Origin of the sequence: Methanobrevibacter sp. (assembly GCF_045114555.1) — an archaeon.
Lineage (GTDB): Archaea > Methanobacteriota > Methanobacteria > Methanobacteriales > Methanobacteriaceae > Methanobrevibacter.
The window spans coordinates 161,499-187,604 of sequence record NZ_JBGUKT010000022.1 but is presented as its reverse complement, the minus strand read 5'-3'; the positions used below and the strand labels follow the sequence as shown (position 1 = coordinate 187,604).

Here is a 26,106-nt window from a genome sequence, read left to right as displayed (position 1 = left end):
AATTATTTCTATCCAAAAAAAAAAATAAAATAAGATATTTAATTGTTTTAGTCAAATACCTTATCTATTGCTTGAATTAAGATTTTTGCCCTTTTATCAGTTTGAGATTTTTTCTCATAACTCCAAGTCTCAAATACAAATGTAGGTGTTCCTGCCTTAATAAGAGGTAAATGAATATAAGGAGGACTTGTTTGAGTTGGAGGAGACCAATATAACATTTTAGACTTGCTCTCAATTGATTTAATTATTTTAATGGTCTTTTTAGCTAATTTCATTGAAGGAGCATGTTGATTCTTAGGAACATGTATGAAGTAAGTTTGCTTATAACTTATTCCAGATGTAGAATGAATATCAACCACTAAATCATAGTTTTTATTTTTAGCATGAGGAACAATATAGTTTTTAGCAAGCTTTTGACCCCTCATTCTTAATGTGGAATATGATCCTTTTTTATTGGTTAGGATGATTCTATAAATATAATATTTATATTTCATATTCACTTTATTGATCATCTGTTTATAAAGTGAATCATGAATTTTATGTTCCATGGAATGCAATCCTACAACATAAGCTATTTTTATATTAGAGCTGCGGTTTCCAATAACTCCAATGAAATATACTTTCCCATAATTGGTTTTTCCTATAAGTTTGCTTGAAAGAACATTGACTTTAGTGCTTTTGCTTACAGGTATGTAATTGCCTTTCCCAGCATACTTAATGCTAACGCTATAAATGTTAGATTTTAAGCTAATTTTTAATTTAGCTAAACCGTTCTTATTGGTTATTTTTGTATAGGTTTTTCCATTGATTGTTATTTTAATGGTTTGATTTGCTATTGCCTTGCCAGCAGTTGTTTTCAAGTATACATTCAAGTAATTGCCTCTAAAGATACCATATTGTGCAATGGTTATTTTTGTATAGATTGGTTTTGCAATAACTCTTAAATTCAATGTTTTTGATGAAGACTCGTATTTGTCATTTCCTTTAAAATTCAATGTAATCTGATATTTTTTAGCAGCATTTGTTATATTGAATCTAGCTATTCCCTTATTGTTGGTAATTGCAGAAAGGGTTTTTCCGTTTATGGTAAGTGTAACTTTCTGATTTAAAATAGCATTATTGGAGCTGTCTTTCAAATAAACATTTAAATAATTGTTCTTTATGACATAATCTGCAGAGCTTAATGATGTTTTTTCCAATATCACTTCTTGAGGTTCATCGCCTGTTGAGTCAGTTGAATCTGTCTCTTCAGGTGTTGGATTTGCATTGCCCTCTTGGACCTCTGTCTCTTCAGGTGTTGGATTTGCATTGTCCCCTTGGACTTCTGTCTCTTCAGGAGTTGTGTCTGTAGAGCATCCATCAGGTTCAACAGTGTGGATTTCATCCATTCCAGAGCCATCACTCAGAATTTGATTTGAAAAAGAACATGTGCTTTGATCTATTTCACTTGCAGATATGATGCCAATGTTAATTATAAAAAGTATAATTGAGATAGCACATAAGAATCTGAACATTTTTTTATTCATTTAATACCCCCTTCAGGAGTTTTAATAATATTCTGTATTAAATGTATTAATTAAAATAGCAAATAAAACATTGTTATTTTAGTTAAAAATTAATATTCTTTTTCAGTTATAAAAATATATAAGACATAAGCTATTGCTAAAACAACAAGGATAGGCAGTAGCCATGCAAATAATTTAATTAAAACTGCTACTACAATAATAATTATCAAATAAGTAATTAATTCATCGATTTTCATAATCTTTTATATATCTTTTAATAGTATTTATATTTATTTAAGTTGTTATTTAATTTTAAAATATAGTGAAAAATGTATTAAATTTATATATTATATTAAATATATATTAAATTAATATAATATTATACTATATATAAAGCATTTAATTTTTTTGCTTTAATTGTAATATTATACTAGGAATTTATTCGAAAAAAAAAATGATTTTGAGAGATTATATGACAATTTTAGTTATTAATAACAAGGGACAATACAACCATAGAATCCAAAGAAGCTTACAATATCTTAAGATTCCTTCTCAATTGGTCAGCAATGATTTATCCATTGAAGAGATTGAAGCAAAAGAGCCTATAGGCTTGATTTTAGGTGGAGGTCCTTCTATTGATGATGTTGGAAATGCTGCGGAATTCATTAAGCACTTTGATATTCCAATTCTTGGCATTTGTTTAGGTCATCAGTTAATAGCTAAAACCTTTGGTGGTGAAGTTTCCACTTCAGACACTGAAAGTTATGCTCAAGTAAAAATTGATCTTTTAGATACTTCCAGTCTCTTTAAAGGACTCGAATCTCCTCTTGATGTTTGGAGCTCCCATAAGGATGAAGTTCACACTCTTCCTGAAGAATTTGACATTATTGCAAGTTCATCCCTTTGTGATATAGAAGCTATGAAACATAAGGAAAAAGAGATATATGGAATTCAATTCCATCCAGAGGTTCATCATACTCCTAAAGGGGAATTCATCTTTAAGAATTTTTATGAGATTTGTCAGAATTATAAAAATGAGTAAATTAAATAAAGATTTAGATTATATTTATTTTTTATTTTAATTTTAAAAAAAGGGTTGATAAAATGTTTGATAATTTAGATGACTTTAAGAAAAAGGCAATTGACAACAAAGCTAACTTAAAATTCAAAAACATCACTATTCCTATCGGTGATGGAGAACAAGATTTCAGAATCACCGGTATTGGTGAAAAAGCTATTAAAATTGAAAAATATGTCAAATACGAAGATATGATGGATGCTGTAATGGATGGCAAAGACGAAGGTTTAGAAGCTATCATTATGGAATTTATCGAAGATTTCGAATAAATCTAAGGATTCTTAAATAATATTTTTCATATTGTTCAAAAATTAAATTTCATAAACAAATTTACTAAACAATAGTTTTTTAAATATTTTTTTAAATAATTTTTAAGGTATTTTTATGTTAAGCCCAAAAGAATTTATTGAAGATGCTATTATTAAAATCAAAGATGAAATTGGTGATGAAAAAACTATTATTGCATTATCCGGTGGAGTTGACAGTTCTGTCTGTTCAGTTCTTACTCAAGAGGCTATCGGTGACAACTTAACTGCAATATTCGTTAACCATGGATTGCTCAGAGAAGGAGAAGCAGAACAGGTTTGCAGTGTTTTCGAAGAAAGATTAAACTTCAAGTATGTTGACGCATCTGATGAATTTTTATCCGAGCTTGAAGGTGTGGATGATCCTGAAGAGAAAAGGAAAATCATTGGAAGAGTATTCATTGAAGTCTTTGAAAGGGAAGCACAAGCAGTTGATGCTAAATACTTGGTTCAAGGTACCATTGCTCCTGATTGGATTGAAACTGAAGGAGAAATCAAGACTCACCACAACATGGCATTGCCAAGCGGTATGGTTTTAAAAGTAGTTGAACCTGTAAGAGATTTATACAAAGATGAAGTAAGAGAAGTCGGTAGGGAATTAGGTCTTCCAGATAGCATTGTACAAAGACAACCTTTCCCAGGTCCTGGACTTGGTGTAAGAGTTGTTGGAGCTTTAACAAGAGATAATTTAGCTGTTTGTAGAGCTGCAGATGCTATTGTAAGAGAAGAAGTGGAAAAAGCTGGCTTGGATAAGGAATTATGGCAATACTTTGCAGTGCTTACCGACACTAAGGTTACTGGTGTAAAAGGTGATGAAAGAGACTTCGGCTATCTTATTGTAATCAGATTGATCAGTTCAATTGATGCAATGACTGCAACCGTCCCTGAAATGCCTTGGGATGTAATCAGAACCATTTCCAGAAGAATCACTTCTGAAGTTTCTGAAGTTACTCATGTTGCTTTATCCATTAGTGATAAGCCACCAAGCACTATTGAATTCTGTTAATAATTAATTTTTTATTTATTAATTGACTAATTAAATTAATTTTCTATAAATTATTAACTAATTACTTATGAATTCTATTAGTGTAAATTCTCTTAATTTAAGTTAAATTAGTTTTTAAAACTAATTTTAACTATTTTATTTTTCATCATACTTAATTAGCAATCATCATCATTTATTTTATTTAAGGTATTATTATGAGAACATCTAAGACTACTAAAAATGCTTATTTAGCAAAATTAACTGAGAATATACAAATGAAATCAGTTGATGTTGGAAAGGATTTAGATGGCAGTACACCACCATCTGTTTTTATAGGTCGATGGAGCTATCCTAAAGTGTATGCTGGACCTATGATGGTTCCTCAACTTGGAGATACATATATAATGGACTCTCCAGAGCAGTGGATAGGTGAAAATAAAACTCAAGATGACATTATTGGTTACAGATTAAATCTTGTCCGTGGAAAACAATTGATTGACATTAAGGATTTGGAGAATCCATTTGTTGAAAAGCTTCAGGACATTTCCCTTGCATCAAAATCCATTGACAGCGAAGCCACTTTTGGGTCAAGGCCAAGTGGGGCAATGTTCAGTGAAGAAAGTACACCTCATGGTCCAAGCGCTTTGATTGAAAAATTCGATATTGATGCAGTTAAATGGGATAAGCAACTTGAAAAAAGCTTCTATGATACTGATTTAAAGGCTCGTGAAGCAGTGATGAATCTCCATAATAAGGATGTTCCATTTTCAGCAATGCAAAAGGCGTTCTCTGTTGGTGCATTTGGTCTTAAAAAGAATCGAAGATTGGTTCCAACAAGATGGTCAATTACAGCTTGTGACAGTACAATTGCAGACAACCTATTGAAGGAAGTTAGACATTATGATATTATGGATTCCTATAGGGTTTATGAATTTTCAAGCTTGAAGAATTATTATGCAATTATTTTAACACCTACAGAATGGCAATACGAATGGTTTGAAGCATTTATTAAGATACTTGGTAAAGAGGAAATGATTTTCTCAGATTATGAAACAAATGCTGATAAAACTGAGTATTCCTGTGTAGGGGGATGTTATTACACTGCTAAAATGGCAGTATTGGATAAATTGGCTAAACTTAAGCTCCAATCTGGTGTTATTATACTTAGAGAAGCTTATTCAGGTTATGTGCCATTAGGAGTGTTTAATGTTAGAGAGAATATTAAATATGCAATGAATGGTGAGTACAAGGAGTTTGAATCACTAAAAGAGTCTCTTGTTTACTGTGGAACCAAATTAAAGATTCCAATCAGCAAATATGTGAAGCAAAGCAATTTACTAAAGGAATTATTGCATTCAAAGCAGACAACATTGGATTCCTTCTTCAAGAAATCTCCAGATTTGCAACAATAATAATATGCAACAATAATAAATTTATATAAAATTAATCATTTAAATGAAATGACTTTAGGTAAAAATATGAATCTCAAATTTAAAACACCTTCAAAGGAAACTCAAATGGCCATGTCTAATGTAGCAAGGGGCGAGGATAATCAGGATTATCACAGTTTGGCTGAAGAGAAATTAGCCAAAATCACTAATCAAAGTCATGCTAAATTGGTAAATAGTGGAAATTCCGCTATTCTTTCTGCAATGAATTCTATTGATGGTGCTATTTTAATTCCAGATCAAGGAGCATGGAATGGATTTAAGCAAATAGCTAAATTTTTAAAGAAGGATTTAATTACAGTAAAGACAGATAAAGGATTGATAGATTTAGATGAGCTCAATGAATCAATTATTTCCTCATCAAATGATAATGTCATTGATTTAGATGATGAAAACAATAAATCTGCTCTCTTTTTAACAAGCTTTGCAGCTTATACTGCTGAACAGGACTTGGAGGCAATTTGTGATTTTGCCCATAAGAACAATATTCTTGTTGTGGAAGATGCATCAGGAGCTATTGGAGATTATGAGAACAGATTGGCAAATGGTAATTATTCAGACATCATTATTGGATCTACTGGTTCTCCAAAGATAGTCAATGTTGAGGACGGAGGATTCATAACAACAAATGATGATGGATTTTTTGATAATTCAAAGCTTCTTCTAAAAACAAATAAGGCAAGCAAAATAACTGCATGTGGAATCTATAATGAACTGGATTTCGCTAAGGATAATCTTAAAAAGACTATTGATGCATGTTTATACCTTAAGGAAGCTATTGGAGATGAAACAGATTTTAATGTATTCCACAAGGATAAAAGAGGAATCAATGTAATAATGGAAACAGAAGACCCTAAATCATTATCCTATAAATTACGTCAGGAATTTGTTTTAGACAGTCATGGGATGATTACCAAATGTCCTAATTACAATAGATTAAAAGAAAAGGCAGTTGCTTTGGAAATCAAGAATTTGGATATTGAATGTTTAAGTCAAGATAATTTGGATGAAATCATCAAAACCTTAAAGGGCTTTGATAATAAATAAAAATAGATTTTTTTAAATAAAATTGTTTTGACAATTTAATTAAAAATAGATTTTTTAGATTTTTAATAATTTTTTTAATAACTTTTTTCATTGATCTACTAGTAATCTGGTAGTTTTATCAATTAATATGTCTGTTATATGCATCTTCTTTAACTCTTTTTCAGGAATATCATATAAGTTCAATAATATTGATTCATCAGCTTCTAAAACAGCATCATTTCTTACAAACATATCAGATAATTCATCGATAAAGTAATCTGGACAATCGATTAGAACAACCACTATATTCATCTTACCTTCCTTAAGACCAAGTATGTTAAATGCCTTGGAAATTTGCCTTTGAGCGGAAGTTCTTATCAATATTTCAATACCTAAATCCTTAGCTAAATTTTCCCCTCTTTTGAATGCATTGATTGCATGAATGACTCCTTGCTGAAGGTGTTCCTTTCCCGCTATTGCATCTGCATTCATAAGTTGAATAATGCCAACATCACAACAGCTGTTTCTAATGTCTTCAACTTGTTTTAATGTTTTAGGAATACTTTCTATCTCTCCAGTGAATCCTAATATTTCAACATTATCCAAATTAGCCAATTCATTATTGTATTCTTTCATTTTATCGCTCTATTTTATCAATCTATTTTATCAATCTATAAGATTAAAATTTAATTTATAAAAAATATAATTGATTAAATTATAATTATAATTCAAAAATTAGTTTTTCTTATTCTTCTTGGATTGTTTTTTATCCAAAGAAAAATGATTGTTTTCAAGCAATCTGTTTACACCATCAACATAGGCTTCCACACTTGCATTGATAATATCTGGTTCAGTTGCTCTTGCAGATATGATCTTATCTCCTGATGAGAGCTTTACAATTACCTCAATCAATGCATCTGTACCACCTGTAACTGCATCTACATGGTATTCCTCAAGCTTTATGTCTGCAAAGTTTTTAATTCCCTTATTCACTGCATTGATTGCTGCATCAACAGGACCGATACCTACATCTGCCTCTATGACTTCCTTATCCTCAATGTTCATCTTAATTGAAGCAGTTGGTCTGATCTTATTGCCTGAAACGATTGTAAGTTCATCAAGATTGATTTTCTTTTCCTGCTCGATGTTTAGGACATGCTCTGCAATAGCTTCCAAATCAGTGTCGGTAACGGTTTTTCCCTTGTCTCCAAGGTCCTTTACCTTAAGGAAGATCTCATTCAATTGTGCACTGTTCACTTCAATGCCTAATTCCTTCAATCTGTTGTCCAATCCTTTGGTTCCAACATGCTTTCCAACGATAAACTTACGCCTATGGCCTACAAGCTCTGGCATAATAGGTTCATATGTGGCACTGTTTTTTATAACTCCATCTGCATGAATTCCTGATTCATGTGCAAATGCATTTTCACCTACGATAGGCTTGTTTGGAGCAAGATAAGCATTGCTTAATCTTGAAACCAATTTGGAAGTGCTGTAAAGTTGATTTATCTTAATGTCAGTGGTGTATTTGCTTTCCTCATCATCTTCACTATATTTGTACAATGTGTTCAATGAGACTACAACCTCTTCAATAGCTGCATTTCCAGCTCTTTCACCGAGTCCATTGATGGTTCCATGGAATCTGGTAGCTCCTCCATCAATAGCGGATAAGGTGTTAGCTACTGCAAGGCCAAAGTCATTATGGCAATGAGCACTTACAGGAACTCCCAAATCAGTGAATTTCCTATAGAAATTAAATGATTTGAGTGGTGTAAGCATTCCTAAAGTGTCACATGGACAGATTCTATCCGCTCCTGCATCGATTGTTGCCTTGAATATTTTCCTTAAGTATTCGACATCAGTTCTTGTTGAGTCTTCAGCTGCAAGCTCTACAGAAAGTCCATGGTCTTTAGCGTATTCAACCACTTTTACTGCATCTTCAAGCATTTCGTCTTGTGATTTTTTAAGCTTATATTTCAAATGCAAATCGGAAGTGGGAACTACAACATTTACAGCATCGACATCACATTCCAGGCAGTAATCCACATCCTTAAGCAATGTTCTTGAGAAGCTTACAATCTCTGCATTCAAGCCTTGAGATGTAATCAATTTGATAGCTTCCCTTTCTCCTTCAGAGGTAATGGCTGAGCCTGCCTCAATGGAATTAACTCCTATTTCATCTAATTTGGTAGCTATCCTTAATTTTTTAATTGCATTTAATGAGATTCCTGGAGTCTGTTCTCCATCTCTTAATGTGGTGTCTAATACTTCTATTTTCATTTTTCCACTTCTTCTTGATAAATAATATTAGTATGAGTTTTTTATCCTTTTTCTTTTTTTTAATTCGATGAGGATTATTTTTCCATTTCTTCTTTAAACCATTTTACCGTTTCCCTTAATTGCTCTTCAAATTTATCTTTATCAGGATTAAAGTTAATTTTTTCTTGATTGCTTATGTCTGCTAATGAGTGTTTAATGTCTCCTGGGCGTTCATCAAGATAATTGACTTTTAAGTCGGATTCCAAAACATCACTTACGATATCAAATAACTGATTTATGGTCATTGATTTGCCTAATGCAACGTTGACTACTCCATTGTAGTCAGATTCGCATGCTGCAATATTTGCTTTAGCTATTTCCTTTACAAAGATAAAGTCTCTGCTTTGCTCTCCATCGCCATAAATGACAGGGCTTTCCCCTTTTAGGATTGCAGAGATGAATTTAGGAATCACTGCAGCATAAGGTGAGTTTTCATCTTGTCTAGGACCAAAGACATTGAAATACCTTAAAGCTACATAATTCAATCCATAGCTTTCGTAGAATGATTTCAAATATAATTCCCCACTTGCCTTTTGAGCAGCATAAGGGGATGAAGGCATAGGAAGTTCAGTTTCCTTTAGTGGCATATTTGGATTTTCGCCATAAACTGCAGAAGATGATGAGAAAACAATCTTTTTGATGTTGTTGTTTTTACATGCTATGAGCAATTTTAAGGTAGCGTCAATGTTTGTTTCGTTGTAATCTAAAGGCTCTGCTACACTTCCAGGTACGCTTACCTTTGCTGCAAGGTGGAATACATAATCCTTGCCTTTTAAAATCTCATCTAAATCACAGTCTAAAAGATCTTCTTTGATTAAAGTTAAATTTTCATGATTTGGATTTTCCAAGTTTTCCATTTTTCCAGAGGATAAGTTGTCTATAATGGTTACCTTGTTGTCTTTCAATAGTTCTTCAACAATGTGTGAACCGATAAATCCACATCCTCCAGTAACTACAATTTCCTTATTTTCCATTATATCTGGTCCTTTAATTAATAATGTAAAATGATTTTTCAATGATTTAATGCTTATGATTTTTATCATCGGTTAATTATTTTATTTTCTATATTAGTATAAATTTATAATTTTAATACTATTTTAATATTTTGTAATTTATATATGAAACAAATACATACAATGTTGAAAATATTAACAATTCAAACTTTTAGGGATGCCTAAATTTTTATCCTTTTTTATGCCTTATTTTCCTTGATTGTTAATAATAATTCTTTATTTTGTATTATTTCTTTAATTTATTTTCGATTTTAAAAATAATCAAAAATTCGAGCCATTTTTTCGGCTTGGCAATAAGTAATAAAAGATATATATTATATTATAACATAATTATAATTATGATTAGTATAGGTGCTAATGGATTTCAATTACTAATGAATTATATAGTGGCTATCATAGTAGCAGTAGCTTTAGCGTTAGCTTTAAAATTGCCACTTCTTCCAGAAAAGCCAATCAGGTTTTCCTGGACCAAAAGCGCACTATTTCCAACTCCTGTATTTGCTATAGGAATTCTAGCTATTTTTTATTCATTAAATGTGTTTTGGATTTATAATGGATTGTTAATTGCAATTTTAGTAGGAGTGTTTTCAGCTATTTTTGTAAAGTATCTATTCGATTATGTTTTTCCAAATCCTCAAGGAGGTAGCAAATAATGAATCTAATACTTGGTTTGATTTTAGCAACCATCATCTCTTGGCTTAATTTTGTGATAGTGGATACATTCCTTGGACTTCCTGAGGCTCCAGGTGTTAAAGGGGCGGAAACTGTAGGATATTCCATAAAAAATAGGAAAGGGGATTTGGCAGGAGGATTCTTCCAAGGAAACATCTTATGTTCCCCAGATGCATCAGCAGGAACATTGATTGCTTCAATAGGAGTTTACATTCTTGGAATTCAAGGCGGTTTAATAGCTGCATTGCTTGTTTACATTGGAAATAGATTATGTGCAGATCCTGGTTATGCTGGAACAACTGGCGCTTTGACCATGACACTACTCATATTCATATTCTCATTCATTGGAATCACTCCAGAGATGTTCATTTGTGGAATGGTAATTGCAATATTCACTATTCAAGGAATTCACCATCCTACAAGTTCCAGATTAATTGGAAAAATAGCAAAATCCTTTGGCAGATATACTAAATATGAATAATTAAGAAGTAATTTAATAAAATAAATTATTAAAATAAATTATTAAAATAATTTATTAAAATAAATTAAATTGATTAGATTTAAAAAATTAAAAAAATACAAGGTTAAATCATGTTTATTGAAATTATTGGAGTTATTGCAATTTTAATGGCTTTAAGAGCAGTAATAACCAAAGATAGAGCAGAAAAATTGCTTTACATAAATGTAATAGGATTCTGTGTCTCTGCACTCATTGCATTGTATATTCAAACTCCGTTTGGTCTTGTATTAGCTGCAACTTTCTTTATCTCTTCAACAATTGGTGCAAATGCAATTGCATACAGTCTAAAGGATTTGGAAGATGAAATCACCTATGACAAGAATATGGAAGAGCATAAGGAAAACTAGTGAAAAAGATAAATAAAATTATACTTACTCATTATTTTTAAAATAATAGAAATGGGATTTAAATGTTAGAATTTATTGACTTGACAACAATATCAATTGCTTTGATGATAATAGGTGCTATTGGAGTTGTCCTACTTAAAAAACCATTGGATAAGGTAATAATGGTTTCAATCTTGGAAGCAGGATTGTTTTTAGCTATAGTCAGCTTTAAATATTTGGATGTTGCTTTTTTAACTGCTGTCCTTGATCCATTATCTATTATTGTATTCTTGCTTGCTTTGATTAAGATAAATGAAGTGCGCAAATCAAAATTAAAGGATTTTTCCACACTTCCTAAAATGATTCAAAGCAGTGAAAATGAAACAAGAAACTCTGAAGGTGGTAAATAATGTTTAATCTTGCTCTTTGGGTTTATGTAGGTTTAGCGCTTGCCATTTTTGGAAGCCTTGCTGCCGTTTGGGGTCCTGGAGTGAAAGACCCAATCATAAGAACCATCAATACTGAAGTGGCATCTGTAGGAGTTTCATTGATTTTACTTACTTACAATTCTACATTAGCTCTTTTGACTTTAATTGCAACTACAATTATTGTAACATTGATCTTGTTTAGAGCTATTTCTCGTTTAGAAGAGATAGGGGCTGATGTATAATGCTTATCAATTTATTAAAAAATGAAATTCAGTTTCAATTAATGCTGGGAGGAATCTAAAATGCCTAAAATAGCTCAATTATGGAATAAATTGGCAGATCCGAAGAATATTCCTAGATTATTCGCTCTAATTTTAGGTTTGCTTTTAATAGCAGGATTCCTGATTCCTGTAGGATTGGATACAGACCAAATCTACACTCGTCCAGCTCCTCAAAGTCAAATGGATGCAGGCTTGGCTATTGCTCCATATGATAGGGGTGGAGAGATTTTGGAAAGTCCTGGTGTTACTGAAGCTCAATATCCTGAGAATTCACAAAATCTAGGTTGGATCAATTCATATATGACTCCAATCGCTGAAATGCTAAAAGATATTTCCCCATACTTCGGTACAAGTATCTGTGCATCTCCAGGTGGAGTGATAGATGAAATCCTTTACTATACAAGAGGTTTTGACACTATCTTGGAATCTTCCATCCTTATGATGGCATTCATTATTGCATCATGGCTTGCTATCAACTTTACCATGGATAGAAAAGAGAAAAAAGGTAAAGGAGACATTAAGGAAGATGTAAAAAGAGCTATTGCAAGTTCTGACAAGATTGCAAGTGAAGTTGAAATGAGCAATCGTAAAGCTCGTGAAAAACAAGCTAAAAAGGAGTTCAGGTGATTAGATGGTTGCAAGTATAATTCCACAATTCGTTCCTGCATTCTATAGCTCAATGTATACCACAGCTTTATACGGCGGTTTGATTGTAGCTTTCATTGGCTTGATGGGAATTGCAATGGAGAAAAGGGATATTCAAGTTCTTATCTTAACTGACATTGTCGGTTTGGCTATGCTTATTGTTGTAGCTGCTGTAGGAACTGATTTGTCTGAAGCTTTGATTCTTCCGGGATTGGTAGTTGAATTGGCAGAGATCATGGCAATATCCGAGATTCTAATATCTCGTGAAATGAGAAAGAAAGATGTAGATACCTCATTTGCACCAATGCCATTAAATATAGATATGGAGATTATGACTACTGCTCCTAATTTCATTGCATTGTTATTAATAGGTTATGGTGTGTTCCTATCCGGATTTACTGGTGGTGCAGTAGCTGGAGGAGGTATTGTAATTTATGTTTTAAGCAGAAAGGTAAGAGGATTGCCAATAGTTGTTCTCGATGGAGTGGGAGCAATATCCGGTATCTCTTGGTGCTTATGGATTATTGGATTCCTATTCTTCTTTATCTTGCCTCAATACTGGTTACTCAGTTTATTCCTAGCTGCTTTAGGATTGCTCTTGAAAGTGGCTTCCAAGATTGGATTGATTGGAATAATGATGAGAGAGGAATACGGAAGAAAATGATATTATTTCTGATATTATTCATCAGATAAAATATTTAAAAAATTCAAAAAATTATATTTATCAATTTATTATTCAAAAATGAACTTATAATTAAAAAGGAGATTTAAATGCTTATAGAGAGTTTAGGCGGAGACGTGATGGGAACAATTCCTTTAGGAGATATTGTTCTTTATTTAAACCCTCTCCACATATTCTTGTTTGTAACTATACTTGTATTTACAGCATTGATAGCCATGAGCCGAACTGAAACTCAAGTTGAAGCAATGTTTGGTTCTCTTGATGAAAATAAGGTTGCAGTTGGCAAAAAGGAATTCAAGCATAGAAGATTCCTGGCTATTATCTGCGGTATAGCTACTGCAGGAGCTATGATTACTGGAGATTTATTTAACTTTACCTTATTTATGGCATTAATTGGTATTGTTAACATTGGTATTGTTTCTGCTGTAAAGCAAGTTGAGGTTTTAAATTCCGCTTATCAATACGGTTTGATTGCTATGATGTGCGGTTTGCCACTCTTTGGTGGAGCAGCTATGATTTTAGCTGCTACCGGTACATTAAGCCTATTTGAGCTCGCAGCAATCCCTGCAAGTCCAATGATGATATTTGGAGCGCTTGTAATGCTAATTGGGGTCTGTGGTGAAAGCGGTATAGCGCCATTCTTTGCAAGTAAGGCAGAAATGTTTAGAACTCCTGGATCTCCATTCATATTGATTATCCACTTAAGTTCATTGTTCATTATTGTAAGATTTGTTGAAATCTTATTAACAATATTATAATCAAAAATAGATTAAATTAAAATTTAATTATTAAAATCATGTTTATTAATTTATTATTAAAATAGAAGGTCGATAAAATGAATAAAATGAAAATAGCTAGTTATATTATCTTGATTGTGTCAGTATTAGCTATCCTTTACGCTTTAATCTTCAATCCTGCTGATTGGATAGTCTATGCAATAGCTATTGTTTGTATACCATTTTTAGTACTTTCATTTGGACTTTTAACAATGTCCAAACCAATAAAAGAGGAAGAGGAGGAAAGAAGAGAAGAGCCTTTTACAGGTTACTAATAGAATCTCTTTGCAGATATCATGAATTTAATGGCTCAAATTTTAATCAATGTAATAATCGCTTTCCTTGCAGGTAGTCTTTTATTAGGTTTCCATAGAAAGGTTATGGCAAGAGTCCAATTGAGGCCGGGACCTCCTATTATACAGTATTTATTGCATTCATTGAAATTTTTCTTTAAGGAAACTTCATTCCCAAAAACTGCTGCAATGCCTTTTTATGTAGGTATTACAGTTATTTTAGCAGCTGTTTGGGTAACTGCAGTTATTGTAGGTCCAGTAGCTCAAGGTTCCTTAATGATTATATTCGGTGTTTATGCTATCCATAAGATTGTAGAGCATAATGCAGGATCTTCATCAGGTTCCCCATATGGTAAATTGAGTTGTGTAAGGGCTGTTTTCTCAGCAGCTGGTGAATTGCCGCTCTTTGCAGTGATTGCAATTATATTCCTCTTGACTGGAACTATGGACATCAGTGGAATTATAGATTATCAGGCAGTGCATGGTCCTTTAGTATTGAAATTGCCTCTTGCAGCAATTATGTTCTTCACATTGATTGTTACAAAATCCCCATATTCTCCTTTTGCCATTACAAAAGGAAAGGAAATCATATCTGGATTTGAAACTGAACACTTCGGTATGCTTAGAGGATACATAATGTTTTCAGAATCAATCGCATGGTATATTCTATTATGGTTATTCTTGACAATATTCTTTGGACCGATTTCCGTTGTCGGATACTTGATTGGAATGATTGTAATCTGTATAATTACAGGATTTATCAATGCTACAACTCCAATGTTAAATCCAAACCATTCCGTAATGGCTCAAATATCCATTGCAGTTATCTGTACTGTAGGTTCAATTATCATGATTATTATTTAAAATTAAATGAATTAAAATTAATGAAATTAATTAAAATTAAAAATTAAAACAATGATTATTACTTTTAATTCAAGTAAAAACTAATAAAGAAGGCTTAAAAATGAATGATGAAAAAGGAATGAGAGTATTAACTTCATTGGTAGCTTTAGGCATTTTTGTAGTGGCAGGTCTTGCTGCTTTCTATCAAAGTATTTTAGCGCTTCCTTTAGCTATAATTGGACTTATTTTTGTTCCATTTATATTGATGCAAAATAAGGAAAAATATGCTCATTTAGCTGAAAACTTAGAGAAGATTGCTTTCATCATTACATTTTTGATTATTTGCATTACATTTATTTGTTTATATAAGCCAATTTAGGTAAACTAGGTGAGATTATGGAAGAATTATATATTATGATTTATATTTTAGTTTTCATTATAGGATCCATTGCCGGTCTTTTATTGAGTTATAAAAAGCATATGGAACCTTATATAATATCTGAAATAGATGTTTTAACCTTGGTTTTATCTATTATTGGATGGTTTTTATTATTTAACCATGGATTAAATACACATATTAGCTCTGAAATATTGCTTACTATAGCATTCTTCTTTATAGGGCTTGCATTAGGAAGAAGGCCAGGTTATGGCCGTAAGGAAACTGCAATAGGTATTCTCATTGCAGCGGTAGTCTGGATTTCAACATCAGGAGTATTATTTTAATATATTAAATGAATCAAGTAGTTAAATTTAAAATCAAATCATTTATATGGTGATTTATATGAATAGTGAAGAAAAATATGAAATGATGAAATTAAGAGTTCTTCATAGTTTTAAATGGGAAAAGGACATTACAATCCCATTATCTGAAGAATTTGGAATTTCTAAAGAGGAATTTGAAGATATTCTTATGAATCGCTTTGATATGAGTGATTTGGAAAATATGCATGCTACCTTTGAAATAGCAAATAGAGAAAAGATAAAAAGGCAAATGCATCTTGATTTAAGACTTTATTGGTTAAGTGATGTTGCTAAATTAATATCTGAGGAAGATGCAGATAGAATCTGCCACAAATTAACCAAAGATGTAGTAAAGAATGGCAAAAAGTATGAGGATGCTTTAGAAGAGGGTAGAGCTCAAATAGTTGAATTATTGAGAGAATAATTTGAAAGATTATATTTATAAAATTATTATAAAGAACGAGATTTAAGGTAATTGAAATGCTTAAAAAACTTAAAGATATTGTGAGAAAAAGTTCAATTCATGTTTGTATTGTAAACTGTGGAGGATGTAATGGTTGTGATGTAGAGCTCGTTGCACTTCTTTCCCCAAGATACGATCTTGAACAGTATGGAATTTATGTTCACAATAATCCTCGTGAAGCTGATGTTCTTTTAGTGACTGGTGCAGTTACAGAACAATGGAGAGACAATTTAAGAAGGATTTATGCAAAAACTCCTGAGCCTAAGATTGTAGTTGCTGTTGGAAACTGTCCGCAATCTGGAGATGTCTTTGCACAAGAAGGAGGAAGGGTTCTTGCTCCTGTTTCAGACTTCATTCCAGTGGATGCAGCTATTCCAGGTTGTCCTCCAAGGCCAAGTGAAATTTTAGAGGCAGTTTTAACTGTCGCTCCTGGTGCTCTTGCAGCTAAAGGAAGGGCTCAAGACGCTAGAGAAGACTAATTATAATTTATTTGAATTAGAATTAGAACTAGAAAAAAATTATATTTATTGTTGATTTATGAAATTAGATAAGTAAATAGGAGTCAGATATTATGATATTACCAATTGGACCAATTCATCCAGGTTTAAAGGAACCTTTAAGACTTAAACTCAAAACTGAAGGTGAAAAGGTTATTAAGGCTGAGATTGATTATGGTTATGTTCATAGAGGTATTGAAAAGATTATGGAAGGAAAGACCTGGCAAAAATGTATTTACTTATCTGAAAGAATCTGTGGTATCTGTTCATATGAACATACTCAAACCTTTGCAGAAACCTTAGAATCAATTTCTGGAGTTCAAGCTCCACTTAGAGCCCAATACTTAAGGGTGATTACAAATGAATTGGACAGGATCCAATCTCACTTGCTTGCAAATTCAACATTCTTCAAGACTCTTGACCATGAGACATTGTTCATGCATGTTTTGGCTTTAAGGGAATATGCAATGGATTCCCTTGAATTGTTAACAGGAAATAGGGTCAATTTAGGTTGGAATGTTGTCGGTGGAGTTAGAATGGATGCTGATGAACGCCATTTCAATGCAATTCTTGAGAACTTGAAGAAAATTGAGGATGGCTTTGACAGGCATGTTGCATTATTTGAGGAGGCCCCAATAGTTGCCTTAAGGGCAAAAGGTGTTGGTGTGATGACTAAGGAGGAAGCTATTAAAGGACATGCTGTAGGGCCTATCGGAAGAGCTTCCGGTCTTAAGCATGATTTGAGAGAAGAGCATTATACTTATAAGGATGAGTTTGACTTCAAGCCGATTTGGAGAAAAGAGGGAGATAACTATGCCCGTACCTTAAATAGGCTTTATGAAGTTGAACAATCCATTGATTTAGTGAAACAGGCTATTGAGAATATGCCTAAAGGAGATATAAGAACTCCGGTAGACATTCCTTCAGGATATGGGGAATGGAGAAATGAAGCCCCTCGTGGAGAAGTAAGATACATGGCTGAAACCAATGGAGATTTGATTAAGCGCATTTCAATCAGAACTCCAAGTATCATGAATATTGACTCTTGTGCAAGATATATGCTTAAGGATGTAGCTACAGTTGCTGATGCAGTAGCTACTTATGCATCATCAGATCCTTGTATTGCATGTACTGAAAGAGTGGCTATAACTGACGTTGGCACTGGTAAATCCACTGTAAAAGATTTCTTTGAGGTGAAATGAAAATGTCCTCACTTATTTGGTATATTTATGAATTTGCAAGAAAAACCTGGATTGATGGATTTTTCGATGCAAAATCCAAGGAAGACATAGCACACAAGCCAGATAGATTCAGGGATTTTCCTGAAGTAATCAAGGAAAATTGTATTGGTTGTGGAAGCTGTACAGCATCTTGCCCATCTCCAAATGCAATCAAATTGGTTAGGGATTCAGACAATGAGGAATCCATTGGTTTGATTTACCCTGTAATCAATAAGTCTGCGTGCATTAGATGCGGGTTCTGTGCTGAAGTCTGCCCTTCAACTCCAAAAACCTTGGAATGTGGTGAAAACCATTTCATTCGTGAAGAGTTCAATATCATACCATCAAAGAGAAAATACATTGTAGATGATTACCTATGCATAAGATGCCATAAGTGTATGGATGCCTGTGAAGTTGGAGCAATTGAAGAGATTGATGATAGGGTTGTTGTAAATCAATCCAAATGTATTTCCTGTGGAAAATGTTTAGAGACCTGTCCTGTAAAAGGAGCAATGAGAGGGGTCTTTGTAAACAATCTTGAAGAGCAAAAGAAAATTATAAATTTGGCAGTAAGCACATTAGAGGAATACATTGAATCCAAACAGGATGATTTAATCCAATTAGGCACTGATAAGCTATTTTTAGATGAATTGGATTTCAAGCCTATCTTTGATAAGTCATTAACCATTCTAAATGATGAAGAGGTTGTTCACGAAGTCTTGGAAGATGCCATCAATAGATTGAAGATTAGAATTATCACTTGGGACGCTGACAATTGTAAGAAATGTCAAATGTGCATACCAGACTGTCCTACTGGAGCAATCAGTTTCGATAATGAAAATGATACTATTGTAAGAGACAAGGAAAAATGCTTAAGATGCAGTATATGTTATCAAACCTGTCCATTTGGTGTCATCAAATATTTCTTGGCTAAATTTAACCTTGATACAAATGATAATGATGAGGAAGTTATTCACATTTCTGTAAAGGCTTCTCAATTAGCAGAAAGGAGGGCTTAAGATGGTTACTGTTGATCCAATTCCAAGACCATTAAGGGATGTTCATATAGAGTATGAGATTGATAATGAGAAATGTATCAATTGTATTGACAAGCCATGCTTGAATGTTTGTCCGATTGATGCAGTTTATCAGGATGAAAATACCAAGTTCATTAAATTGGACGAGCATTGTTTCGGTTGTGTCTTATGTACCAATGCATGCCCTTATGATGCTATTCACATTAAAAAGACTTTAGCGGATCCAATTCGTGAAAATGTTCCAAACATCAACAAAAAGCTTTGCAGAGCATGTGGAGCATGCGTAAATGCATGTAAGTCTGGAGCTATTCACTTAAGGTCCTCTGGTGGAGAGGAAGTACATAGTGAAATAGATGAGGATAAGTGCATTCGTTGCGGATATTGCTTTAGGCACTGTCCTACTGATGCAATCAAATATGGTGAAATTCTTCCTAAAACTGTTAAGGAAGGTAAAACTCTCTGCATTGACCAGGATGAATGTATCGGTTGTATGACATGTACAAGGATTTGTCCTTCCAAAGGTGCAATCAATGTAGGAAAAACCAATAAATTGCCATTCATTGACCCTGCATACTGTGCAAGATGTGAGGAATGTATGCATTCCTGCCCTACCTATGCAATAGATTATGTGGAAAGGGAAGAGGCATTCGAATCATTCAATAAGATCAAGACATTGGAAATTGCATCTGAAATCATTGATAGGGATGTTCATAACATTTCTAAAGGAGTAACCAATATTGACAATGTTTTAGTCAAATTGCTTGAGGACATCTCAGCGGATTATCACTTTGATGATTTTGATTATGAAAACTCAATGGACATTAGGGATGTTCCTAGAGGAATGGAATTTTCAGATGTGGAAATCTTTACCTGTACAAACTGCAGATCAATCGTAGTGAATGTAACAGAATTCCTTAATGAGCGTTTGAATGCACAGATTAAAAAGGACTTGGATGTTGTAAAGGTTTTGGACCTCGTAGAGTTCTTCCCACCTACACTTGGAATTGAAGTGGTGGAAGAGAATTGTATCAGCTGTGGATTATGTAGGGATGTCTGTCCGACTGAATCAATTAGCTTGGATGGTCCTAATCCAATTCTTATAGATACTGACAATTCATGCGTTTACTGTGGATTATGTGCTGAAAGCTGTAATTTTGAAGCTATCAAGCTTAAGGAAGAGTTCTTTACAAACAGAAATCATGAGATATTCTTCATTAAAAGAGACCTTAGAGGAAGAAGAAACGGTACTGTAGAGATTAATCATCATGCTTGTCAATTATGTGAAGTTTGCGTTAAAAACTGTCCCGTTAATGCATTAAGCGTTGAAGATGGAAAGGTCGTTGTAAATCATGATGATTGTATTTCCTGTAGAAACTGTGAAGGAATCTGTCCAGTGAATGCAGCAAGAGTCTCTACAATTTGGCAGTTCTTATAATATCATTTTAAATTATTTTATTTTAAAATAAAATTTTCTTTTTTTATTTTTATTAATCATGCTTATTAAAAAAATTCAATACTAAAAATCTAAAATTATATAAAAAATTCAAAACTTAAAATTTGGGAAGATTAAATTATGGTAAAAAAAGTTTTTATCACAGATTGTGAAGGTCCATTGACATTAAATGACAATGCTTATGAATTGGCAGATGAGTTTATTGAAGATGGTGGAAAATTATTCAAGATCATCAGTCGTTTTGATGATTACTTAGTTGATGATGTCAAGCTTGAAAATTATCATGCTGGTGACACTCTTAAACTTATTGTTCCATTTTATAAATTAGCTGGACTTACAAATGAAAAAATGATCAAGTTTTCAAGGGAAAATATCTATCTTGTTGATGGATCTGATGACACTCTTAGATTCGCAAATGAACTTATTGATTCTTTCATAGTTAGTACTAGTTATGGCCAATATATTGAAGCTCTATGCAATTATATTGATTTCCCATTCCAAAATACTTATCACACACAACTTGATGTGGATGGGGCTACTAATTTTAACCAATCTTGTGCAAAATCCAAAACTATAGGTGTCAAATCACCAAAATTTATTGAGGAACTTAAGAAAGTTGAAGAGTTTAGAAAAATCATACTTGAACATGGTGATGAAAATGAAGATGACTTCAATGTTTTGTATGACATTTTCTTCAATGAGTTTCCAAAGCTTGAAATCAACAAGTATATTGAAAGTGTGAAAACTGTTGGTGGTAAAGGTAAGCAAATTGCAGTTGAGGATATTGTTGATAAATTGGATTTGGGTCAAGGTTCAATCATCTACATGGGTGACAGCATAACTGATGTTGAGCCATTGCAATATGCAAGGGATAATGGAGGATTGTCTGTTAGTTTCAATGGAAATGAGTATCCTTTGAATGTTGCTGAGATTGCAGTTATATCTGACCATACAATCGTTAGTTCCATACTTATTGATCTTCATTCAAGATTTGATAAGGAATATGTCTTGGACTTTATCAGAACTTATTCTGAAAAGGGTCCTGATGAGGCATTTGGAGACTTTGAAGTTGATTACTCTCTCATTGAAGAGTTTGAAAAGGTCTTCCATAATAAGAATGCCCCAATCATAGAGATTATTTCAGATGAAAATAGGGAGCATTTGCTTAAGTTAAGCAAAGAGATGAGAAATAATATCCGTGGTAAAGATATTGGTGGACTAGGTTAATATTATATTTAGAATATATTTAATTGATTTATTACTAATGAGATGACATTTATGGTAAATTATGATAAGGTTGAAGATACATTCTTTGAATCATTTGATGGAATGTATATCAGAGCATTGATTACAGCAGAAGACGAATTGACTGTAAAGGAAGCAGCTTACGATGCTACAGCTACACCAAGTGCTGTCATTGGCAGAGTTGAAGCAGGTGTGGAAGCTTTTGTAGACGCTGATAAGACTCCTGATGGAAGACCTGGAGCTATTGTCCAGTTCTGGTTAACTGATGACTTGGCAAAATTTGAAAAGGAATTATCCTACAGAATTCGTCAAGACATTCTTGTAAAGCCATTTACAAGGGTATTCAGCATAACTGAAAATCCTGTTGGTGCTATTGGAATGATGGAAAGCGTAGGCCATTGTGGAGATGGCTATGAATGGGAAATTGAAGAGTTTGGAAGAAAGATAATCAATGTCCCTATTGCAGTTCCAGATTTCCAGATTGAATCTGAACTTGCTTATGCAGAAGGAATCATGGGAGGTAACTTCTGGTATATGTGTTCCACTAAAGAAGCTGTCTTAAAGGCAGGAAGAATTATCATTGACACTATAATGGAAGTGGAAGGAGTTTGCACTCCTTTTGGAATATGCTCTGCTGCAAGTAAGCCTGAAACAAACTTCCCAGAGATTGGTCCAAGTACCAACCATCCCTATTGTCCTTCATTAAGGGAAAGGATTGGTGATGAATCAAAAGTTCCTGAAGGTGTAAATTATATTCCTGAAATAGTTATAAATGCAACAAGTCAGGAAGCAATGAATTTGGCTATTAAAAAGGCTATTGATGCAATTATTGACATACCTGGTGTAGAAAGGATTTCTGCTGGAAACTTTGAAGGCCAATTAGGTGAACATAAGACCAATTTATTGGATATTTTGAAATAATGCTCTTTGAAATAATGTTCCTAATAATCTTTTAACGATGTGAATTAAATGGAAGAAAATGAAAGAAATATTCCGAAATCCTCAAATAATGTGACTGCTGAAGATTTAGGCGTTGATGAGATTGTTTATGATGCAATCAATGTTGATGTAATAGGTTTTGGTGCATTGAATGTGGATAAGCTCTATAAGGTTGGGCACATTGCAGAAATCGATGGAGAAAGTTTCATTAAAGGTGAAGAGGAATCTCCTGGAGGTTCAGCAGCCAACACCATCATAGGTCTTTCAAAGTTTGGATGTTCCACATCATATATTGGAAAGATTGCAGATGATGACGAAGGGGATTTATTGGAGTACAATTTGATGATCAATGATGTTTACTTGACAAATCTCATCTATGCAGATAGCGGCAATTCAGGTAAGGTATTGGGATTCGTTTCTGATGCAGGAGATAGGGCTCTTTATGTAGACCCTGGTGTAAATGATGAGATAACAATTGATGAGATTAATCCATTGAATGTCAATGCATGCAAGATACTTCATTACACCTCATTTGTAGGAGATTCATTCAATGCTCAAAAGGAATTGTTGCCATTATTGGCAGATAAGATTGTTTTAAGTTTTGATCCTGGAATGCTTTATGCTAAAAAAGGAGTAGGAGAACTTAAGGAAATTCTTGAAAGAACTGATATTCTTCTTATTAATGAAGCTGAATTGAAGATATTGTTTGAAGATTATTATAAGGAAAAATTGAATTTATCTGGTGATGATTCATTAAGCTTTAGAGATTTGGCAGTTTATGTTCGCAATGATGGCATTGATACTGTGGTTGTAAAAAGAGGTTCTGTTGGAGCTTATGCAATAAATAAGAAGGATGAAGAGGTTAAAATACCTGCATTCGAATGTGATGCAGTTGATACAACCGCTGCAGGAGATTCATTTAATGTTGGGTTCCTGTATTCATATCTTAAAGGATATGATTTGGCTAAATCATGTACAATAGCTAATTGGGTTGCTTCAAAATCAGTTCAAGCCATTGGCATTTCCGGATTGCCTACCTTAGATGAATTGGAAGAATTTATACAGTCCTTATGAAAATTTTATTTAATTAAATCATTTAATAAAAATAAATCATTTAATAAAAATTATTTGATATAATAAATTATTTAAGTTATTTAAAAGATATATAAACATAATAATGTTTTTAAACAGTGAAATTTAAGATTAAAATTTACTTATTGAAGTAAATTTATTATAAGCTTTATCTATGGGGATAAAAATATGGAAATTAAACTAAAAAAGCAGATTGAAACATTAGAGAGGGAAATCACTCTTAAATCTGTAGATTTAGATGAAGATATTGAAGACTTTAATGTAGACATTCATGATTTCAACGATCAGGAAAAGCTCATAACCATTTCACCTCGTTGTGTCAGATGCAATCTTTGCGTTGAAGAATGTCCTATTAATGTTATCAGCTCTTCCACCTGGCTTAAGAAAGCTAAAATTGGTGAAGATTGCGTGCAATGTGAAATTTGCGCTCAAACATGTCCTGTTTCATGTATTTACGTGTGGGATGCTGAATCAGTCATTAAGGAAGATGATTCTGTAGAATATACATTAAAGGAGATTAAGGTTCCTCATAGAAATCTTAAAATGGAAGACATTTCCATAAATCGTAAAGAATGTATTGGATGCGGCTCTTGCTTAAAATACTGTCCAACCAATGCAATATCACTTAGAACTAAGGAATTCATTGAAGAGCATGGAGAGACATGTCCAAGTGATGGGGCTATTGACTCTGAAGATGGATATATGTATTCCTATATTGACAAAGACCGTTGTTGTGGTTGCGGATCCTGTGCAAACTTATGTATCCAAGGTGCAATTAACCTTAAAAGGGATTTAGGTCCAGTAGTGATTTACAGCCATATTGATGTCAATCAAGATATCTGTGTAGCTTGTGAATTATGTGAAGATAACTGTCCCGTTTCTGCCATAAAGGTTGTAGACGGTGAAATTATTCTAAATAATGATAAATGTATAAGATGCAAGGAATGCAGTTCCAGATGTCCTGTAGGTGCTTTAAATTTAGTTTTAGATGATTAAGAAATAAATGAAAAAATTTTTTAAAAAATAAAATTGGATAATGGATTATTTTTACAGATTTTTTAAAATCTTATGGAGAAGTGTTTAAAATGAAAGCTAAAGAGATGATGGATAAGGAATTTGTTTTTGTTTCAAAAAATGATTCTATAGAAGACGTTTCTATAAAAATGGAAGAGTACAGAAGATTTACTGCTCCTGTTTTAGATGAAAACATGAAATTGGAAGGTTGGATTACCTCATTCAACATAACCAAAGGATTACGTGAAGGAAAGACAACCATTGCTGATGTTATGAGTCCTGTTGAGGAAATCATGACCATTAATGAAAATGAAGCGGCAAGAAATGTTGTTATTGCAGCTTCAAACAATAAATTAATCAGCATTCCTATTATCAATGATGAAAATCAGGTAATCGGTGTTACAAGATCAGTAGATATTGTAGATTCCATGTCTTCATTATATGATATTAAAGTAAATAAAATCTACAAAGCTATGGAAAAAGAGCTTAGAGGAGTCAGTTGGGATGAATTGATGGAAGCTTCCGCTAAAATCTCTACAAGAACAACTGGTGTAAAAATCACTGCCGAAGAGTATGAGAAAAATATTGAAAATGCCACATTTGGTGAAGCCATTTGGGCAACTGGTGGTCTTGAAAAGTTCTTTGCAGGCCTTATTTCTGTTGGAGAACTTGTTATTGCACGTAAAGTAGGTCGTGCAAGACGCTAATATTTTCAAATCTCTTTAGATTTTAAAATTTCTCCTTTTTTCTTTTTTTATTTTTTTTTATTTTTTTCCTGTTCTTATTTTTTATCTGTTCGGTTCCTATTTTTATTTTATTCTAATTTTAGTTATTTAAGCCATTTTTATAAGAAATTGAATACAAAAAATTCTATCATGATTTCATAGACTAAAATTAAGCCTATTCCCCCTAAAATTCCTGTAATGAATCTGAGAGTGTTATTGCTTTCTCTCATTTCAAATAGCTGTGTGAATCCATCGATTGCACATGGGATTAAAAGGAGGATTCCTAAAAATAGAGTTGTTAATGAATAGGGAACCGGGAAGAATTTTATAAGGATTATGCTAGCTATTCCACTAATGTAAAACCCTGTGCATCTTGCGCAAACAGGAAATTGGCGTCCTTTATAAAAGAAGCTTCTTTCAGGTCTTCTATGACAGATATAATCGAATACACTCATTTTTTAACCTTTCTTTTAACATTTATTCTTTAAAGAGACTTATACAATCAAGGGTCTATAATCAATAGATTTTACGATAA

Annotated in this window: 33 protein-coding genes; 27 read left to right on the top strand and 6 right to left on the bottom strand. The window is 32.9% G+C overall.

Going from position 1 to position 26,106, the window contains the following annotated elements:
• Positions 1-47: 47 nt before the first annotated feature.
• Both ACJMLB_RS05975 and ACJMLB_RS05970 read right to left on the bottom strand, forming a co-directional pair.
• Positions 48-1,526 (bottom strand): Ig-like domain repeat protein, encoded by a 1,479-nt coding sequence (locus ACJMLB_RS05975; RefSeq protein ID WP_295607755.1) that lies wholly within the window; start codon positions 1,524-1,526, stop codon positions 48-50.
• An 89-nt stretch (positions 1,527-1,615) separates the two neighbouring features.
• Complete coding sequence (locus tag ACJMLB_RS05970) at positions 1,616-1,762, bottom strand: hypothetical protein (RefSeq protein ID WP_296856820.1); 147 nt, start codon at positions 1,760-1,762, stop codon at positions 1,616-1,618.
• A gap of 215 nt (positions 1,763-1,977) precedes the next feature.
• Between ACJMLB_RS05970 and ACJMLB_RS05965 the strand changes: the two genes are divergently transcribed.
• From ACJMLB_RS05965 to ACJMLB_RS05945, 5 genes are all read left to right on the top strand, one after another.
• The gene (locus tag ACJMLB_RS05965; RefSeq protein WP_295607753.1) at positions 1,978-2,547 is read left to right on the top strand and encodes a GMP synthase subunit A; all 570 of its coding nucleotides are present in this window, start codon (positions 1,978-1,980) and stop codon (positions 2,545-2,547) included.
• A 62-nt stretch (positions 2,548-2,609) separates the two neighbouring features.
• Entirely contained in the window at positions 2,610-2,852 is a 243-nt protein-coding gene (locus tag ACJMLB_RS05960; RefSeq protein ID WP_295607750.1) for a hypothetical protein, read from the top strand.
• Positions 2,853-2,967: 115 nt separating this feature from the next.
• Positions 2,968-3,894, top strand: coding sequence for a glutamine-hydrolyzing GMP synthase (guaA, locus tag ACJMLB_RS05955; RefSeq protein ID WP_405324494.1), 927 nt, complete (start codon positions 2,968-2,970; stop codon positions 3,892-3,894).
• A 194-nt stretch (positions 3,895-4,088) separates the two neighbouring features.
• Positions 4,089-5,285 (top strand): hypothetical protein, encoded by a 1,197-nt coding sequence (locus ACJMLB_RS05950; RefSeq protein WP_405324490.1) that lies wholly within the window; start codon positions 4,089-4,091, stop codon positions 5,283-5,285.
• A 66-nt stretch (positions 5,286-5,351) separates the two neighbouring features.
• Positions 5,352-6,368 (top strand): DegT/DnrJ/EryC1/StrS family aminotransferase, encoded by a 1,017-nt coding sequence (locus tag ACJMLB_RS05945; RefSeq protein ID WP_405324488.1) that lies wholly within the window; start codon positions 5,352-5,354, stop codon positions 6,366-6,368.
• An 87-nt stretch (positions 6,369-6,455) separates the two neighbouring features.
• Here the strand turns inward: ACJMLB_RS05945 and cgi121 are convergent, their stop codons facing one another.
• The 3 genes from cgi121 to ACJMLB_RS05930 all read right to left on the bottom strand — a co-directional run bounded on the left by cgi121 (position 6,456) and on the right by ACJMLB_RS05930 (position 9,640).
• Entirely contained in the window at positions 6,456-6,983 is a 528-nt protein-coding gene (cgi121, locus tag ACJMLB_RS05940) for a KEOPS complex subunit Cgi121 (RefSeq protein ID WP_405324486.1), read from the bottom strand.
• Positions 6,984-7,082: 99 nt separating this feature from the next.
• Entirely contained in the window at positions 7,083-8,627 is a 1,545-nt protein-coding gene (locus tag ACJMLB_RS05935) for a (R)-citramalate synthase (RefSeq protein ID WP_405324484.1), read from the bottom strand.
• Positions 8,628-8,701: 74 nt separating this feature from the next.
• A complete protein-coding gene (locus tag ACJMLB_RS05930) occupies positions 8,702-9,640 on the bottom strand; it encodes an SDR family oxidoreductase (RefSeq protein WP_405324482.1) in 939 nt (312 codons plus the stop codon).
• 377 nt (positions 9,641-10,017) lie between these two features.
• Here ACJMLB_RS05930 and ACJMLB_RS05925 point away from each other — a divergent pair, with 377 nt between their 5' ends.
• The 22 genes from ACJMLB_RS05925 to ACJMLB_RS05820 all read left to right on the top strand — a co-directional run bounded on the left by ACJMLB_RS05925 (position 10,018) and on the right by ACJMLB_RS05820 (position 25,553).
• Complete coding sequence (locus ACJMLB_RS05925; RefSeq protein WP_405324480.1) at positions 10,018-10,332, top strand: energy-converting hydrogenase A subunit A EhaA; 315 nt, start codon at positions 10,018-10,020, stop codon at positions 10,330-10,332.
• Positions 10,332-10,832, top strand: a complete 501-nt coding sequence (locus ACJMLB_RS05920) for a hypothetical protein (RefSeq protein WP_296856828.1) — start codon at positions 10,332-10,334, stop codon at positions 10,830-10,832. The genes ACJMLB_RS05925 and ACJMLB_RS05920 overlap by 1 nt, the downstream gene beginning before the upstream one ends.
• Positions 10,833-10,942: 110 nt before the next feature.
• Entirely contained in the window at positions 10,943-11,218 is a 276-nt protein-coding gene (locus ACJMLB_RS05915) for a DUF2109 domain-containing protein (RefSeq protein ID WP_296856829.1), read from the top strand.
• Positions 11,219-11,280: 62 nt separating this feature from the next.
• Positions 11,281-11,607, top strand: a complete 327-nt coding sequence (locus tag ACJMLB_RS05910) for a DUF2108 domain-containing protein (protein WP_405324477.1) — start codon at positions 11,281-11,283, stop codon at positions 11,605-11,607.
• The gene (locus tag ACJMLB_RS05905; protein ID WP_296856831.1) at positions 11,607-11,867 is read left to right on the top strand and encodes an EhaE family protein; all 261 of its coding nucleotides are present in this window, start codon (positions 11,607-11,609) and stop codon (positions 11,865-11,867) included. Before ACJMLB_RS05910 ends, ACJMLB_RS05905 begins: the two co-directional genes overlap by 1 nt.
• 60 nt (positions 11,868-11,927) lie before the next feature.
• Positions 11,928-12,533 carry an EhaF family protein gene (locus ACJMLB_RS05900; protein WP_405324475.1) on the top strand — a complete coding sequence of 202 codons (606 nt, stop codon included), beginning with the start codon at positions 11,928-11,930 and terminating at the stop codon, positions 12,531-12,533.
• A 4-nt stretch (positions 12,534-12,537) separates the two neighbouring features.
• Positions 12,538-13,215 carry an EhaG family protein gene (locus ACJMLB_RS05895; protein WP_405324473.1) on the top strand — a complete coding sequence of 226 codons (678 nt, stop codon included), beginning with the start codon at positions 12,538-12,540 and terminating at the stop codon, positions 13,213-13,215.
• Between the two features lie 107 nt (positions 13,216-13,322).
• Positions 13,323-13,991 carry a hypothetical protein gene (locus tag ACJMLB_RS05890; RefSeq protein WP_295607444.1) on the top strand — a complete coding sequence of 223 codons (669 nt, stop codon included), beginning with the start codon at positions 13,323-13,325 and terminating at the stop codon, positions 13,989-13,991.
• Positions 13,992-14,068: 77 nt separating this feature from the next.
• Complete coding sequence (locus ACJMLB_RS05885; RefSeq protein WP_295607447.1) at positions 14,069-14,284, top strand: DUF788 domain-containing protein; 216 nt, start codon at positions 14,069-14,071, stop codon at positions 14,282-14,284.
• 21 nt (positions 14,285-14,305) lie between these two features.
• Positions 14,306-15,166, top strand: coding sequence for a respiratory chain complex I subunit 1 family protein (locus tag ACJMLB_RS05880; protein ID WP_405324470.1), 861 nt, complete (start codon positions 14,306-14,308; stop codon positions 15,164-15,166).
• A 100-nt stretch (positions 15,167-15,266) separates the two neighbouring features.
• Positions 15,267-15,524 carry a hydrogenase gene (locus tag ACJMLB_RS05875; protein WP_405324468.1) on the top strand — a complete coding sequence of 86 codons (258 nt, stop codon included), beginning with the start codon at positions 15,267-15,269 and terminating at the stop codon, positions 15,522-15,524.
• Between the two features lie 17 nt (positions 15,525-15,541).
• Entirely contained in the window at positions 15,542-15,868 is a 327-nt protein-coding gene (locus tag ACJMLB_RS05870; protein ID WP_405324466.1) for an energy-converting hydrogenase subunit EhaL family protein, read from the top strand.
• 58 nt (positions 15,869-15,926) lie between these two features.
• A complete protein-coding gene (locus ACJMLB_RS05865; RefSeq protein WP_405324464.1) occupies positions 15,927-16,310 on the top strand; it encodes a DUF1959 family protein in 384 nt (127 codons plus the stop codon).
• 56 nt (positions 16,311-16,366) lie between these two features.
• Entirely contained in the window at positions 16,367-16,828 is a 462-nt protein-coding gene (locus tag ACJMLB_RS05860) for an NADH-quinone oxidoreductase subunit B family protein (RefSeq protein ID WP_292788381.1), read from the top strand.
• Positions 16,829-16,920: 92 nt separating this feature from the next.
• Positions 16,921-18,048, top strand: a complete 1,128-nt coding sequence (locus tag ACJMLB_RS05855; RefSeq protein WP_405324462.1) for a nickel-dependent hydrogenase large subunit — start codon at positions 16,921-16,923, stop codon at positions 18,046-18,048.
• Positions 18,049-18,050: 2 nt separating this feature from the next.
• The gene (locus tag ACJMLB_RS05850; RefSeq protein ID WP_405324461.1) at positions 18,051-19,085 is read left to right on the top strand and encodes a 4Fe-4S binding protein; all 1,035 of its coding nucleotides are present in this window, start codon (positions 18,051-18,053) and stop codon (positions 19,083-19,085) included.
• Position 19,086: 1 nt separating this feature from the next.
• Complete coding sequence (locus ACJMLB_RS05845; RefSeq protein ID WP_405324459.1) at positions 19,087-20,538, top strand: 4Fe-4S binding protein; 1,452 nt, start codon at positions 19,087-19,089, stop codon at positions 20,536-20,538.
• A gap of 138 nt (positions 20,539-20,676) precedes the next feature.
• A complete protein-coding gene (locus ACJMLB_RS05840) occupies positions 20,677-21,783 on the top strand; it encodes a hypothetical protein (RefSeq protein WP_405324457.1) in 1,107 nt (368 codons plus the stop codon).
• Between the two features lie 51 nt (positions 21,784-21,834).
• Positions 21,835-22,722 (top strand): formylmethanofuran--tetrahydromethanopterin N-formyltransferase, encoded by an 888-nt coding sequence (locus ACJMLB_RS05835; protein ID WP_405324455.1) that lies wholly within the window; start codon positions 21,835-21,837, stop codon positions 22,720-22,722.
• Between the two features lie 48 nt (positions 22,723-22,770).
• A complete protein-coding gene (locus ACJMLB_RS05830; RefSeq protein WP_405324453.1) occupies positions 22,771-23,814 on the top strand; it encodes a carbohydrate kinase family protein in 1,044 nt (347 codons plus the stop codon).
• Between the two features lie 186 nt (positions 23,815-24,000).
• Positions 24,001-24,828 (top strand): 4Fe-4S binding protein, encoded by an 828-nt coding sequence (locus tag ACJMLB_RS05825; RefSeq protein WP_405324451.1) that lies wholly within the window; start codon positions 24,001-24,003, stop codon positions 24,826-24,828.
• Between the two features lie 89 nt (positions 24,829-24,917).
• The gene (locus ACJMLB_RS05820; protein ID WP_405324449.1) at positions 24,918-25,553 is read left to right on the top strand and encodes an HPP family protein; all 636 of its coding nucleotides are present in this window, start codon (positions 24,918-24,920) and stop codon (positions 25,551-25,553) included.
• Between the two features lie 137 nt (positions 25,554-25,690).
• On the opposite strand, the gene ACJMLB_RS05815 is transcribed toward ACJMLB_RS05820, so the two are convergent.
• Positions 25,691-26,026 carry a DUF2085 domain-containing protein gene (locus ACJMLB_RS05815; protein ID WP_296870162.1) on the bottom strand — a complete coding sequence of 112 codons (336 nt, stop codon included), beginning with the start codon at positions 26,024-26,026 and terminating at the stop codon, positions 25,691-25,693.
• Between the last annotated feature and the right edge of the window lie 80 nt (positions 26,027-26,106).

Coding starts and splice junctions, on each gene's coding strand:
- ACJMLB_RS05975 (WP_295607755.1), bottom strand. CDS start 1,526: ATGAATAAAAAAATGTTCAGATTCTTATGTGCTATCTCAATTATACTT.
- ACJMLB_RS05970 (WP_296856820.1), bottom strand. CDS start 1,762: ATGAAAATCGATGAATTAATTACTTATTTGATAATTATTATTGTAGTA.
- ACJMLB_RS05965 (WP_295607753.1), top strand. CDS start 1,978: ATGACAATTTTAGTTATTAATAACAAGGGACAATACAACCATAGAATC.
- ACJMLB_RS05960 (WP_295607750.1), top strand. CDS start 2,610: ATGTTTGATAATTTAGATGACTTTAAGAAAAAGGCAATTGACAACAAA.
- guaA (WP_405324494.1), top strand. CDS start 2,968: ATGTTAAGCCCAAAAGAATTTATTGAAGATGCTATTATTAAAATCAAA.
- ACJMLB_RS05950 (WP_405324490.1), top strand. CDS start 4,089: ATGAGAACATCTAAGACTACTAAAAATGCTTATTTAGCAAAATTAACT.
- ACJMLB_RS05945 (WP_405324488.1), top strand. CDS start 5,352: ATGAATCTCAAATTTAAAACACCTTCAAAGGAAACTCAAATGGCCATG.
- cgi121 (WP_405324486.1), bottom strand. CDS start 6,983: ATGAAAGAATACAATAATGAATTGGCTAATTTGGATAATGTTGAAATA.
- ACJMLB_RS05935 (WP_405324484.1), bottom strand. CDS start 8,627: ATGAAAATAGAAGTATTAGACACCACATTAAGAGATGGAGAACAGACT.
- ACJMLB_RS05930 (WP_405324482.1), bottom strand. CDS start 9,640: ATGGAAAATAAGGAAATTGTAGTTACTGGAGGATGTGGATTTATCGGT.
- ACJMLB_RS05925 (WP_405324480.1), top strand. CDS start 10,018: ATGATTAGTATAGGTGCTAATGGATTTCAATTACTAATGAATTATATA.
- ACJMLB_RS05920 (WP_296856828.1), top strand. CDS start 10,332: ATGAATCTAATACTTGGTTTGATTTTAGCAACCATCATCTCTTGGCTT.
- ACJMLB_RS05915 (WP_296856829.1), top strand. CDS start 10,943: ATGTTTATTGAAATTATTGGAGTTATTGCAATTTTAATGGCTTTAAGA.
- ACJMLB_RS05910 (WP_405324477.1), top strand. CDS start 11,281: ATGTTAGAATTTATTGACTTGACAACAATATCAATTGCTTTGATGATA.
- ACJMLB_RS05905 (WP_296856831.1), top strand. CDS start 11,607: ATGTTTAATCTTGCTCTTTGGGTTTATGTAGGTTTAGCGCTTGCCATT.
- ACJMLB_RS05900 (WP_405324475.1), top strand. CDS start 11,928: ATGCCTAAAATAGCTCAATTATGGAATAAATTGGCAGATCCGAAGAAT.
- ACJMLB_RS05895 (WP_405324473.1), top strand. CDS start 12,538: ATGGTTGCAAGTATAATTCCACAATTCGTTCCTGCATTCTATAGCTCA.
- ACJMLB_RS05890 (WP_295607444.1), top strand. CDS start 13,323: ATGCTTATAGAGAGTTTAGGCGGAGACGTGATGGGAACAATTCCTTTA.
- ACJMLB_RS05885 (WP_295607447.1), top strand. CDS start 14,069: ATGAATAAAATGAAAATAGCTAGTTATATTATCTTGATTGTGTCAGTA.
- ACJMLB_RS05880 (WP_405324470.1), top strand. CDS start 14,306: ATGAATTTAATGGCTCAAATTTTAATCAATGTAATAATCGCTTTCCTT.
- ACJMLB_RS05875 (WP_405324468.1), top strand. CDS start 15,267: ATGAATGATGAAAAAGGAATGAGAGTATTAACTTCATTGGTAGCTTTA.
- ACJMLB_RS05870 (WP_405324466.1), top strand. CDS start 15,542: ATGGAAGAATTATATATTATGATTTATATTTTAGTTTTCATTATAGGA.
- ACJMLB_RS05865 (WP_405324464.1), top strand. CDS start 15,927: ATGAATAGTGAAGAAAAATATGAAATGATGAAATTAAGAGTTCTTCAT.
- ACJMLB_RS05860 (WP_292788381.1), top strand. CDS start 16,367: ATGCTTAAAAAACTTAAAGATATTGTGAGAAAAAGTTCAATTCATGTT.
- ACJMLB_RS05855 (WP_405324462.1), top strand. CDS start 16,921: ATGATATTACCAATTGGACCAATTCATCCAGGTTTAAAGGAACCTTTA.
- ACJMLB_RS05850 (WP_405324461.1), top strand. CDS start 18,051: ATGTCCTCACTTATTTGGTATATTTATGAATTTGCAAGAAAAACCTGG.
- ACJMLB_RS05845 (WP_405324459.1), top strand. CDS start 19,087: ATGGTTACTGTTGATCCAATTCCAAGACCATTAAGGGATGTTCATATA.
- ACJMLB_RS05840 (WP_405324457.1), top strand. CDS start 20,677: ATGGTAAAAAAAGTTTTTATCACAGATTGTGAAGGTCCATTGACATTA.
- ACJMLB_RS05835 (WP_405324455.1), top strand. CDS start 21,835: ATGGTAAATTATGATAAGGTTGAAGATACATTCTTTGAATCATTTGAT.
- ACJMLB_RS05830 (WP_405324453.1), top strand. CDS start 22,771: ATGGAAGAAAATGAAAGAAATATTCCGAAATCCTCAAATAATGTGACT.
- ACJMLB_RS05825 (WP_405324451.1), top strand. CDS start 24,001: ATGGAAATTAAACTAAAAAAGCAGATTGAAACATTAGAGAGGGAAATC.
- ACJMLB_RS05820 (WP_405324449.1), top strand. CDS start 24,918: ATGAAAGCTAAAGAGATGATGGATAAGGAATTTGTTTTTGTTTCAAAA.
- ACJMLB_RS05815 (WP_296870162.1), bottom strand. CDS start 26,026: ATGAGTGTATTCGATTATATCTGTCATAGAAGACCTGAAAGAAGCTTC.